This is a genomic window from Arcobacter sp. CECT 8985 (assembly GCF_004116495.1).
Taxonomy (GTDB): domain Bacteria; phylum Campylobacterota; class Campylobacteria; order Campylobacterales; family Arcobacteraceae; genus Malaciobacter.
The window spans coordinates 23,895-35,527 of the sequence record NZ_PDKC01000018.1; the positions used below are offsets into that span (position 1 = coordinate 23,895).

The following is an 11,633-nucleotide window of genomic DNA, read 5'->3' on the forward strand; positions in this document are numbered from 1 at the left end:
AGTTAATTCTCTTTCTTATACTCCCTATTAAACATATGTTTTCTTACAAATCTTCCATATAAAACTTCAAATAATATTGAAACTAAAATAAATGCAAAAAATATTATAACTGCATTTTTATCAGTTTGATAAGTATGAATAATTAGAGTTGATAAAGCAATAAAACTAATAATACAACTTATAATAAGTATAATTTTACTTGCTTTTATTTGCTTATATAATTTTAATGCTGCTACGTTTACTATAAAAAAAATCAGTAAAAAACTAGCACTACCAATAATAGCAATTTGGGCTAAATTTATACTATTTGCTAAAATTAAACTAAAAAAAGCAGTAATAATAACACTTAATGTTGGAATATTGTTTTTTTCTGTATTAAAAACAGTTGGTAACTCACCATCAACTGCTAAAATATACCCTAACCTACCATTTCCATATATAGTTGCATTTATTGCTGAAAAAGTAGCTAATAAAGCAGTAACTGAAACTATTGTAAAACCGATTTGTCCAAGAGCAGGTTTTGCTGCTATTGCTAATGCATAATCTTTTGCTTCAAGTAGTTTATCTTCACTTACAGTTCCTATTGAAGTTACTGCAATTAATAAATATAAAATAATTACTAAAATAACAGAAATGTAAAATGCTTTTGGAAGATTTGATTTTGGATTTTTTATATCTTCTGCTGAATTTGCAATAAGTTCAAAACCTTCATATGCTACAAAGATTATCATACCAGCAACAAGAAGTGAAATACTTCCTTCCCAATGTTTAGGAGACAATCTATCATAATCAAGATATGAATAACTTGCAACTATTACAACAATCAATAAAACTACTTTTATAAATACAATAAAAGACTCTGATTTACTTACAAAAGAAGCACTAATTAAGTTTATAACCAAAGGTAATAAGATAGCTAAAGATATAAAAAAATGATTAAAAAATTTTGTTTCATTATCCAAAAATAATACTTGAGAATAAGAAGAAAACGCAACTGCATATAAAGATATAGTAACTAAATAACTAAGCCAAAGCATAAAATTTACACTTCCAGATAGATAATTGTGCCCAAAAGCTTCATCTATAAAACTTACAGTTCCACCTTTACTTTGAAACTTCACAGATAGTTTTGCATAAGAGTATGCAGTTAATATAGCTACAATTCCAGCGAGCAAAAAAGCAATAACTGTTGCGCCATGAGCTAAAGAAACAGCTTCACCTAAAACAGCAAAGATTCCTCCACCAACCATGCCACCAACACCAATAGAAATAGCTCCTAATAGACCAATTGTTCTAGTGTTATTTTTATTATTCAAAAATAAATCCTTTATAAATATAATTTAATCAAACACTTTTTATAATTTTTAAAACATATAATAATACAACTGCTCCAATAGTTGACATAATTATTGAGCCTATAAATCCACCTGCACTAAGACCAACTGCTGAAAATACAAAACCACCAATTACAGCACCTATAATACCAATTACAATATTTCCAATAAGTCCAAATCCTCCACCAGTCATTATTTTACCGGCTAACCAGCCTGCAATTGCACCTATTAATAAAAATACTATTATATTCATTCGCAATCCTTTTTATAACTTATTTAATATTAACTGAATTATCTTTAAGTTTAGAAAATAAAAAGATATTTATTTTAACTACACAGAAAGTAAAATTAAGAGATTATATATGTTGCACATAGTTTTAACTATGTGCAATCTTTTTTTCTGTAAAAAGATAATCTTTTAGCTCTTTATCAAAAGTTGCATCTTTTCGACGAATCCATTCTAAAACCATTGCTGCATGCTCTTTTTCTTCATCTCTATTATGAATTAAAATTGCTTTTAGTTCCTCATCTTTACAGGCATCTACTCTTTGATTGTACCAATCAACAGCTTCTAGTTCTTCCATTAAAGAGACTATTGCTCTGTGCATATCACGTGTTTCTACACTTATTTCTTCAATTGGTTCATGATAACCTTCACTTGCCATTTTTTCTCCTTTTTATTTAATGTAACTTAATCATATTTTTTTTTACTGTAAAAAAGCTTACAATTATGAACTTATTATCTATTTTATTTTTATAATTGAACTTAATAAAAAGGTTATTTTATTTTTATTGGAAGTAAACTTAAAAAACTCAAAGCCTCTGGAAGTGAAAATTGTGCATTTTTTAAATCATTATTTTTAGGATTAATAAGATAGTTTCTTGAAGTTTCAAAGTTTGCTTTTTTTAGATTGTTATTGATAAACACAGTAAGTTCCAAATCACAATTATCAAATAATGAACCTTCTAAATTACACTCTTCAAATCCACAATCTTTTATAACTGTATTTATAAATTTCATCTTTCTTAAATCTAATAAATGAAATGAGTTTTGTGAAATATTACAATCATTAAATTTTATATCAAAAGGTTCATCACAATTACTCCAAGAAATCCCTATAAGTTTTGAGTTTTCAAAAGTGATATCATTAAAAATACAAGATTTTAGAATACTTAAAGACAAATCACATCCAATAAAAGTACACTCAGTAAATTTACAACCAATCATAATACTTTTAGAAAAATCGCAATTTTTAAAAGTACAATTATCAAAATAGATTTTATGCAATTCTTTTTCTTCTAATTTATTAAACTCTTCTTCCCAATAATCATCAGTTTTAAGCATATTTCTCTTTTTATTTCCATTTTAACATATTAATATTAAGTTATATTGGATTTTTTTTGAAAATTAAGTTTATTTTAAGCAATAAAGACAAAAATTATTGTACAATGTTTTTACACAAAGATGGTTCGAGTTACATCTTTAGTATGCTTTATTGATAACTTTGTTATACAGTACAATCAACCTAAAAGAAGAATCTCTCATTATTTTAATAAGACCATAATTGATACAAAATTAAAAAGGAATTACAATGGCAACATTAGTAAACGGAACAGTAAAATGGTTCAATAGCGAAAAAGGTTTCGGATTTATTGAACAAGAAAACGGTGGAAAAGATGTATTCGTACATTACAGACAAATTAATAACAATAATGGTTATGGTAGAGTTTCTTTAGAAGACGGACAAAAAGTAACATTTGAAATTGCTCAAGGTGAAAAAGGTCCACAAGCAGAAAACGTTACTGCTGTATAATTTTAAGTTTTAAGTAGCAAAATTGCTACTTAATTCGCTTTTCTTAATTTCTCAACGTTGCAATCAATCGATTTTTATCTTTCAAAAAACCAAATACATCAAATATAGAATTTACTAGAATATCAGAACTTAATAAAGTTTGAGTACATAACCCTTCGTCTTGTAAAATTGAAATACCAATAATAGACTCTTTTAACATTAAAGTATCATTTCTTCCATTTCCCACACAAAGTGTAGTTTTTGAATCTAAACTTTTTATAAATTCCAATTTTTTTTCATCTTGTTTTTCTTTACTTATAGTAATAACTTTGCAATTAGTATTTTTTAATTCACGCTCAACACTTCCATAAGTATCAGCAGTAATTACATAAAAATCAAAATATTTAGAAAATTCATTTATCATTTTATCTACATTTTCAATTAATTTACCATCAATTGCTATTGTTCCATTATAATCAAATACTATATTTTTAAGTTCAAAACTTTTTTTACTAGGTATATCTATTTTCATTTTACTTTCTCAAACTTCATTTCTAATTCTTCTTGATTTGTATTAGAATCAATTTGTTCTTTAATAATATTAAAACCATTTGATAGATAAAAATTGCATGCTTTTTTATTCTTTTTATATACAGTAAGAAATAAAGTATCATTTTTACTTTTTGCATCATCTATCAATTTTTTACCCAATCCTTTAGATTGATATTGACTTTTTATAAAAATTGCAGCCAAAGTAGTTTTGTATAAAGAATAAAATCCTACAATTTCAGAATCTTTTTCAATAACATAAGTTAAAGAATTTGGAATATAAATATCTTTCATATTTTGCACTTGTGATTCCCAAAAACTAGAACTTATAAAATTATGTGCAATTATAGATGCTTCTAACCAAATATCAACAATTTTATTAATATCTTGTTTGTTTGCTTTTCTTATCACTTCAAGAAACCTTCTTTTTTCTACTAACCAAAATACCACCAATAACAATAAGTATAATACCAATTAAAGTATAAATATCAGGAATCATATCACCAAGTAAAACACCAAAACCTATTGCAAAAGGAATATTTGTATAACTTACAACACCAATAATACTTGCTTTACTTAAACTATAAGCTCTTGTTAAAAACCATTGAGAACCAGTAGATATAACTGCCATCAATAAAACAAGAATCCATATAAAATAATCTGCATGTACTTTAAAATGTGCATAAGGAGTAAAAGATAGTATTACTGGAATAATCACACCTACACCCATAAAAGATAACATAATAACTCTTGCATCATAAATATCTTTTATTTTTTTTATTGTGGCATATGCTGCTGCTGCAAAAAAACCACCTAATACTCCAAGAATGTGTTCATACGATATCTCTATTCCAAATGGTTTCATTATAAAAATAATTCCTAAAAAACCTATGATTAAAGCAATAAAAGTATTAAAACTTATTGACTCTTTCATCAAATAATAAGCTAATATTGTCACAAAAAAAGGTGATGTCTTATTTAATACAACAGCTTCACCAAGAGGAATAGTAGCAATTGTAAAAAAGAACAAAATCATGGCTAAACTACCAAATAAACCCCTTAAAAAAAGCAGATGTAATTTTGAAGTATCTATTTTAATATGAGATTTTTTTATACTAAAAATCACCATCATTGCACCTAATAAATTTCTATAAAAAACTATTTCCATTGGATCCATATGAAAAGATAGATATTTTGCAATAGCGCCATTTACTGCTCCAAGTAAAGCACTTAATAGCATAAATAAAACGCCTTTGTCTATTGATTTAAATTTTTCTTGCATTAAAACTATTTTAATCCTTGTTCTCTTAATTTATCTTTTTTACTTTTTCTTTTACCCTTTGTTGGTTGAGGGCCTTTTTGTTTTTTTTGTTCTTTAAAAGTAAAATCAAATCCGTCAATTTGTTCTTTTTTTATATCAAGTTTATATCTTTTTTCTATTAATTTAAAATGAGCTAAATTATCATTGTCTAAAAATGATATTGCAGTTCCACTCTTCCCTGCCCTTGCAGTTCTTCCAATTCTATGTATATAATCTTCTGTACTTCTTGGCAAATCATAATTTACAACACAATCAATATCATCAATATGTAATCCTCTTGAGGCAATATCAGTAGAAAAAAGTACACGAATTTTTTTATCTTTAAAATCATCAAGCGTAAGAATCCTTTCTTCTTGAGTTAAATCTCCATGAAAAGACTCTGCACTAAAGCCATTTTTTCTGAACTTATAAGCTATATTATCAGCTGCTCTTTTTGTTGGCATAAAAACTAATACTGATTTAAACTTATTTTTCTTTATTAAATATCTTAACAATGCACTTTTATTCTGTTTATCTACAAGTATTGCTCTTTGTATTACTTCTTCTACATGTGATGTTTTACTTTTTATTTCTACTTTTTTTGCACTTGTAGTTACTTTTGAAGCTATATCTATAACTTTTTGTGAATATGTTGCTGAAAAAAATAGATTTTGTCTTTGTGTTGGAAGATGTTTTAAAAGTACATCTAACTCCTCTTTAAAACCCAAATCAAGCATTTTATCAGCCTCATCCAATACAAAATATTCAAGATTAGATAAATTGATCTGTTTTTTATCTATAATATCAAGTAATCTTCCTGAAGTTGCAACTACTACATCACAACCTTTTTGAATCTTTAAAAGTTGATCTCCTATTCCCTCACCACCAATAACTGAAACAATAGAAGGTTTATGAGTAAAAAATTGACTCATATTTGAAAAAGTATCAGCAATTTGTAAAGTCAATTCTCTTGTTGGCGCTAATACCAATACTTTTATCTTTGCTTTTTTTTCTATTTTATTTTGTTTTAAAAGTTCTAATAAAGGAATTACAAAACTTGCAGTTTTTCCACTTCCTGTTTGTGCTTGTGCCATCACATCTTGTTTTGTTTTAATAAGAGGAATAACCTCTTTTTGTATATCTGTTGGTATTTTATAGTTATTTTTTTCTAATGCTTTATTTAGCTCTTTAGATAAATTAAATATATCAAATGACAAATTTTTCCTTTTGTTTTCTAATAAAATTTTTTAAGTAATTCTTTCTCTTCATCAAGTGAAAGAAACCTATATTTCCCTAATTCTAAGTCAAGTTTAAAACTTCCAATACTAACTCTTTCAAGTTTCAAAACTTTTAAAGGTGTTCCAAATTTAAAGTCTTTCATTGCCCCAAAAAGTCTACGAATATGACGATTTTTACCTTCATCTATGCTTATTCTTAACTTTGTTTTTGCTCCACCAGTACCTATTTTTTCTACTTGTAAAGCTTTTAATAATCCATATTTTGTATCTATACCTTTTAAAGCTAATGAAATATGTTCATCTGTAACATACCCTCTAACCCAAATTTCATAGATTTTTATACAATTTTTTGGCTTTGTTAAAAAATTTCCTACTTTTCCATCTTTTGTAAAAAGTAGCAATCCTCTTGATTCCAAATCCAAACGTCCTATAGGCATCCACTCATCTTCATAAACCCAACCAGGAAGAAGATCATAAACAGTTTTTCTTCCTAACTCATCTGAACGAGTAACAACATACCCTTTTGGTTTATTTAAAGCCAATAATTTTGTCGAATTTTTTGTTGTATTCATAAGGTTTGTTCCTTAGGTTTTAAAAGAGAAATTGAATTAAGATTGTTAGTAATAATTAATATTGAGTTTTCTTCTTATTCAAGACTCTTAAAAAAACAAAAGTTTTATTAAGAGTATTAAAACCTTTTAATTAATATGTATTATATATTTAAAAGTCTTAATTTAATGATATTTTAGTAGTTATAACTTTTATTATTTCCAGTTGACTTCTCTTCACATTGTTGATTATAAACTCTTGCTACATGAACCATACTAATAAGCTTTATTAGAGGTTTTAGTAAAAATTGTGCACTTCCTACGATAAATAGCCAAGTACCACTTTTCATTAAAGAGTCATACAAAAAGAAAAAACTACCTATCAAAAACCAAAGAGCAATAAAAAAATCATTTATTGCAACTAAAAATTCATATCTTCGTTGAATAACAATATGTCGGTTTCCAATATCAACATCTAGTTCATTTTCCTTCTCATAAAAAATCAATCTAAATCCTTTTTTTATCTTTTTTACAATATAAAATAACAAAAAGTTATAAAAATAATTTTAATTTTCTGTATTAGAATTTTTATTTTCTGATGATTCAGAAATTTCCTCTTCTATTTTATTCTCTTTATTAGCTAATTTTTTAAGACGCTTTTCCTCTTTTTTCTTCTGTTTTTCAATCTCTCTTGCTCTTTTTTCATAGTTATAATTTGGTTTTGCCATGTACGTCCTTTTTTAGTATATAAACTAATAGAACAGTTAATTATTAAAAATATACCAAATGCCCTAAAAATCTAAGTTTTTATAATAACTTAGAGTATAACAAAGTTTTTGATATTTTTTCTTAAATATAAAGTATTGTGATTTTTTTAGTTATAAAAGTAATTTAATCAATTATAATCTTACAGCATAATAATAAAGAGAAGAAAATGAAAAATATGCCCTCAATCATCTTTCTTATTCTCCATTTAATACAGACATAACAGTAGCTCTACTTGTATTTAATTCTTTTGTTATTTTGGTTATATTTATATCACCACTATTAGTATAATAGTTTTCATCATCTAACATACGTAAAATCTCATCTTTTTTATCTAAAAGCTCTTGTGATGTTGCTCTTTTGGCAAATGTAAAATCCTCTTCACTCATAGTTTTCATAGCTTCTAAATCTCTTTTTATTGTTGGTACTGTAACACCAAGTTCTTTTGCTAAATCTTTTGCTTCTTCTATACCATTTGATATTAGCTCTTTTATAGCTATTCTTCTTGTTTTGATTTTACGTCTACGATGATATGAAATTTTCATCTTTAATAACCCTTTTTTATATCTATTGAAATCGGGATTATTCCTTTTTCATAATATTGCTTAAGATTTTTTGAAACTATTTTTGAAGCACTTGCCATATCTGTTGGGCCAGAGATATGTGGTAAAATTGTTATATTTTCATTTTCCCATAACAAAGAGTCGCAATTAAGAGGCTCTTCATAAAATACATCCAAAATAGCATGGGAAAGCTCAGATTTATTAAGTTTTTCAACTAAATAATCATAGTCAATAATTCCAGCTCTTGCAAAATTTATTATTGAAGCATTTGAATTAAGTAAATCTAACTTTTGTTTATTTAGTAAATTATTTGTTTGTTTTGTTAAAGGTAATAAACAAACTACAATATGGGCTAATTTAAGTGCAGTTTCTAACCCTTCATCTCCATGATAAGTAATAACCTCATCTATTTGTTTTTTACTTTTTGACCATCCTAAAACATTAAAACCATTCTTTTTTAATTTAAATGCACTTGCAAGTCCTAATTTACCTAAACCTAAAATTAAAATATTTTTATCTTTTGATAGTGTTTCTATATGAGGTTTCCATATTTTTTGTCTTTGTTGACTATGGTATAAATGCATATTTTTATGTAAATATAAAGTCCAAGCTAAAACTGATTCAGCCATGGTATTAGATAAAACTGGATCAACCATACGCACAATTTGAAAGGAAGGATTTGGTATTGAATCAAGAAGTTTTTCAACACCAGCCCAAAGACTTTGAACCCATTTTAAATTTTTCATTTGTAAAATATTTGAGGGATTAGGATTTGCGATAATTGCAAACTTTGCATTTAATTTTTGTTCTTTTGATAAATCATCAAATAGTACAATATTATATTCACTCATTTCATCTTGTAAGTATTTCAACCACAAGTGTGTTATTTGTCTATCTGAGCCACTTACAAAAGGAATTATTTTTTTCATAATACTCCATTTTTCTTTTATATTCTATACATATTTATAATTTTATTTTATCATAAAGTTTATTATTGAAATTAGTATAACATCTCAAACTTTCTAATTTTTAAAGTTATATAAAATTAATAGAAAAAAATTGTTATAATTCCACAGTAAGGGTAAAAATGAATAAAACAATCAATTTAAAAATAAAATCGAGATTTGTAGAAGAGTACCAAGATAAATATCCACTTATCCAAAAAGAGATTTTTCAAAATATTGAAGATTTAAATGAAGAAGGAATTATTATAAATCTTCTTTCACCAAATAATAAATTTATAGCAAAAGGATATTATGGTAGACAAAATAAAGGATATGGATGGGTTCTATCATACAATAAAGAAGAACAAATAGATAAAACATTTTTCATAAATAAAATAAAAAATGCAATAACTTATAGAAAAGATTTTTATGAAGATGCAAAAAATAATATTACAACTGCATTTAGAGTTTTAAACGGAGAAGGTGATAAACTAGGTGGACTTACTATAGATTATTTTGATGGATACTATATGCTTACTTGGTATAGCTTAGGTATTTATAGTTTCAAAAATACAATATTAGAAGCATTACAAGAGGTTTTAAAACAAGATAAAACATACAAAGGTATCTATGAGAAAAAAAGATTTGATACAAAAGGACAGTATCTAGATAGTAAAAGTGATTTTGTTTGTGGGCTTCAGGCCCCTGCCCCAATAATAGTTCGTGAAAATAACGTCAACTTTGCAGTATATTTAGACGATGGTGCAATGACAGGAATATTTTTAGATCAAAAAGATGTAAGAAAAAATATACGAGACAAATATGCAAATAAAAAAACAATGTTAAATGCTTTTTCATATACAGGTGCATTTTCTATTTATGCTGCCTTAGGTGGTGCAAAAAAAACAACAAGTGTAGACTTAGCCAAAAGAAGTCTACTTAAAACAAGTGAGCAATTTGAAGTAAATAATATAGATGTAAACTCTCAAGAAATAATAGTTGATGATGTTTTCAATTACTTTAAATATGCCGTAAAAAAACAGTTTAAATTTGACATGGTAGTACTTGATCCACCAAGTTTTGCAAGAAGTAAAAAAATCACATTTAGTGTCTCAAAAGATTATGTAAAACTTTTAAAAGAAGCTATTCAAATCACAAATAAAAATGGAATTATTGTAGCCTCTACAAACTCAGCAAACTTTGGAATAATGAAGTTTCGACAGTTTATAGAAAAAGCTTTTAAGGAACTAAAAGAAAAATATGAGATTTTAGAAACATTCTCTTTGCCAAAAGATTTCAAAGTTGATGATAATTTTAGACAAGGTAATTACCTAAAAGTAGTCTTTATCAAAAAAAAATAAAAAGAAGTATTGAGTGAATATTTTTATGATTTTGCATCCAATAACTCTTTTATTGACAAAGGAAGAAATGAGCGAGATTTTTGAGTAATAGCTTTTTCATGTTTTTGCCAAAGTACGCCAAGATAAATAATAGTAAATCCAATAGCTGTTAAGGCTATAGGAAATAACAAACTATCTTTAAATACATCAGATGCTAGATAACCTAAATAACCACAACAACCCAAAGCACCAAAAACAACAAAAACTCTACGAACTAACAATACACCAACGCCAATCATTAAAAGGTTTATACAAAAATAAATAAATTTTGAAAGTTCACTATCTGAGCTTTGAAAAGACAAACCACCCCAGAATGCAATCACACCAAATATATAAATCCAAAAAGCATAATCAGCTTTTTTATATAAACGAATATCAATCAAAAATCCAAGGACTATCATTAATAAACCAGAATATAAAGAAACTAATTTTCTTAATTCCCAAGTAACATCACCACCAGAAATCATCGCAGTAACATCCATAGTCATGTACCATAGTGTTACAGCAATAGGCATTATTAAAAAAGGATATTTATATTTCCATGCAACAAAAGTACCAACGGCTAGTGTGCCTAACTCCATATATAACCAATGCCACTTTATATATCTATGGTAATCTTTGTATACAGTTTCATCAGGCCAAACTCCTATGTATTGTTGTAAGCCATAGATTGCTAATGGTGTTAGACAAACAACAAATGTTGCACAAATACCTGCTGGTATAATCAGATGTTTACTAGAAAATGAATTGCTAAGTTTTAAACCTATTCCAGCATATAAAAGTGAGATGAAAAATATTCCAGCTCCTCCAAATGACTCCCATCCAAGATTCATAAAAAGCGTCATAGCACCTATAGCTATAAGCCCACCAAGGTAATAAAGAACATGAGTAAAAGTAAATCTTGGTACACTTTCAGGCTGAACAATCAAAAATTCATACAAAGCATCTGCTTGTTGAAGTGAAATTATATTTTTATCAACTGCTTTTTTTAATTTTTTCTTTGTTACTTCCATTTTATGCCTCATTATTTAAGTAGTGTCTAATTATCAAATATACATTTATTATAATATGTTAACAAGTGGGATTTTTTGGTATATAATATTTTTAAATACAAATTTTATTTTTTATAATCAATATGCATATTTTATATCTAAATATAGTTGACAAATATATAAAACTTATAATTATTGAAGCTGTAA

Annotated in this window: 16 protein-coding genes; 2 read left to right on the forward strand and 14 right to left on the reverse strand. The window is 26.3% G+C overall.

Features of this window, described 5'->3' with window-relative positions:
- Positions 1 to 2: 2 nt before the first annotated feature.
- From CRU93_RS08820 to CRU93_RS08835, 4 genes are all read right to left on the reverse strand, one after another.
- A complete protein-coding gene (locus CRU93_RS08820; RefSeq protein WP_258238871.1) occupies positions 3 to 1,316 on the reverse strand; it encodes an APC family permease in 1,314 nt (437 codons plus the stop codon).
- Positions 1,317 to 1,344: 28 nt separating this feature from the next.
- Positions 1,345 to 1,587: a GlsB/YeaQ/YmgE family stress response membrane protein gene (locus CRU93_RS08825; RefSeq protein ID WP_129103834.1), complete on the reverse strand. Its 243-nt coding sequence runs from the start codon at positions 1,585 to 1,587 to the stop codon at positions 1,345 to 1,347.
- Positions 1,588 to 1,711: 124 nt separating this feature from the next.
- Positions 1,712 to 1,999: an encapsulin-associated ferritin-like protein gene (locus CRU93_RS08830; protein WP_129103835.1), complete on the reverse strand. Its 288-nt coding sequence runs from the start codon at positions 1,997 to 1,999 to the stop codon at positions 1,712 to 1,714.
- Between the two features lie 113 nt (positions 2,000 to 2,112).
- Positions 2,113 to 2,679: a pentapeptide repeat-containing protein gene (locus tag CRU93_RS08835; protein ID WP_129103836.1), complete on the reverse strand. Its 567-nt coding sequence runs from the start codon at positions 2,677 to 2,679 to the stop codon at positions 2,113 to 2,115.
- Between the two features lie 247 nt (positions 2,680 to 2,926).
- Here CRU93_RS08835 and CRU93_RS08840 point away from each other — a divergent pair, with 247 nt between their 5' ends.
- Positions 2,927 to 3,148, forward strand: coding sequence for a cold-shock protein (locus CRU93_RS08840; RefSeq protein WP_129103837.1), 222 nt, complete (start codon positions 2,927 to 2,929; stop codon positions 3,146 to 3,148).
- Positions 3,149 to 3,191: 43 nt separating this feature from the next.
- Here CRU93_RS08840 and CRU93_RS08845 read toward each other — a convergent pair whose 3' ends face one another.
- The 9 genes from CRU93_RS08845 to CRU93_RS08880 form a co-directional block, all read right to left on the reverse strand.
- Entirely contained in the window at positions 3,192 to 3,659 is a 468-nt protein-coding gene (locus CRU93_RS08845; RefSeq protein ID WP_129103838.1) for an HAD family hydrolase, read from the reverse strand.
- Entirely contained in the window at positions 3,656 to 4,087 is a 432-nt protein-coding gene (locus CRU93_RS08850; RefSeq protein ID WP_129103839.1) for an N-acetyltransferase, read from the reverse strand. Before CRU93_RS08850 ends, CRU93_RS08845 begins: the two co-directional genes overlap by 4 nt.
- Before the next feature lies 1 nt (position 4,088).
- Entirely contained in the window at positions 4,089 to 4,958 is an 870-nt protein-coding gene (locus CRU93_RS08855) for a DMT family transporter (RefSeq protein ID WP_258238872.1), read from the reverse strand.
- Between the two features lie 5 nt (positions 4,959 to 4,963).
- Positions 4,964 to 6,193, reverse strand: coding sequence for a DEAD/DEAH box helicase (locus CRU93_RS08860; RefSeq protein ID WP_129103840.1), 1,230 nt, complete (start codon positions 6,191 to 6,193; stop codon positions 4,964 to 4,966).
- A gap of 17 nt (positions 6,194 to 6,210) precedes the next feature.
- Positions 6,211 to 6,786 (reverse strand): pseudouridine synthase, encoded by a 576-nt coding sequence (locus tag CRU93_RS08865; RefSeq protein ID WP_129103841.1) that lies wholly within the window; start codon positions 6,784 to 6,786, stop codon positions 6,211 to 6,213.
- A 173-nt stretch (positions 6,787 to 6,959) separates the two neighbouring features.
- Positions 6,960 to 7,268 carry a YrhK family protein gene (locus tag CRU93_RS08870; protein ID WP_129103842.1) on the reverse strand — a complete coding sequence of 103 codons (309 nt, stop codon included), beginning with the start codon at positions 7,266 to 7,268 and terminating at the stop codon, positions 6,960 to 6,962.
- A gap of 60 nt (positions 7,269 to 7,328) precedes the next feature.
- Positions 7,329 to 7,490, reverse strand: coding sequence for a hypothetical protein (locus CRU93_RS14170; RefSeq protein ID WP_164967658.1), 162 nt, complete (start codon positions 7,488 to 7,490; stop codon positions 7,329 to 7,331).
- 234 nt (positions 7,491 to 7,724) lie between these two features.
- Positions 7,725 to 8,072, reverse strand: coding sequence for a hypothetical protein (locus tag CRU93_RS08875; protein WP_129103843.1), 348 nt, complete (start codon positions 8,070 to 8,072; stop codon positions 7,725 to 7,727).
- 2 nt (positions 8,073 to 8,074) lie between these two features.
- Positions 8,075 to 9,019 carry an NAD(P)-dependent oxidoreductase gene (locus CRU93_RS08880; RefSeq protein ID WP_129103844.1) on the reverse strand — a complete coding sequence of 315 codons (945 nt, stop codon included), beginning with the start codon at positions 9,017 to 9,019 and terminating at the stop codon, positions 8,075 to 8,077.
- Positions 9,020 to 9,177: 158 nt separating this feature from the next.
- Between CRU93_RS08880 and CRU93_RS08885 the strand changes: the two genes are divergently transcribed.
- Entirely contained in the window at positions 9,178 to 10,395 is a 1,218-nt protein-coding gene (locus tag CRU93_RS08885; protein WP_129103845.1) for a class I SAM-dependent rRNA methyltransferase, read from the forward strand.
- Positions 10,396 to 10,418: 23 nt separating this feature from the next.
- Here CRU93_RS08885 and CRU93_RS08890 read toward each other — a convergent pair whose 3' ends face one another.
- Complete coding sequence (locus tag CRU93_RS08890) at positions 10,419 to 11,447, reverse strand: DUF2157 domain-containing protein (RefSeq protein WP_129103846.1); 1,029 nt, start codon at positions 11,445 to 11,447, stop codon at positions 10,419 to 10,421.
- Between the last annotated feature and the right edge of the window lie 186 nt (positions 11,448 to 11,633).